Consider the following 381-nt stretch of genomic DNA (forward strand, 5'->3'; position numbering starts at 1 on the left):
AAGAGACAGGGGTGCCATGGGTACCATAACTATAGTCATAGTCATCGGTCCAATGGCGATTAAACAGTGCATTGGTATCTTTAAAAATAATCGTCGATGCACGATACAGGGGAGGTTGGACCGTTGAAATGTACTGAGGCGCTTGTCTTGGTGCATGAACCAATGCGGTTTGCGGGTTTTTTTTCACGAATCGACTCATCATAAAGCGATAAATTGTTTTTAGCTTAAGAGAAAGTTTCTAAATAGGCGAGAAAATTGAACAAATGTGAATAAAGGTAAACAAAATAAAAAGTTGGCTTCAATTTTGCTAAATCATCTGCAAGGATAGTAAAAAGAAGGCATAAGCGCATGACGTCGCATTTAAAAGTACATTATTTTCAG

At 38.1% G+C, this 381-nt stretch carries 1 pseudogene; it reads right to left on the reverse strand.

Annotated features, from left to right (window positions below):
- A pseudogene (locus GVL52_RS30740) lies at window positions 1-187 on the reverse strand (cystathionine beta-lyase); the annotation flags it as partial.
- Window positions 188-381 lie beyond the last annotated feature (194 nt).

The organism is Rhizobium sp. 18055 (assembly GCF_902706285.1).
Lineage (GTDB): Bacteria > Pseudomonadota > Alphaproteobacteria > Rhizobiales > Rhizobiaceae > Rhizobium.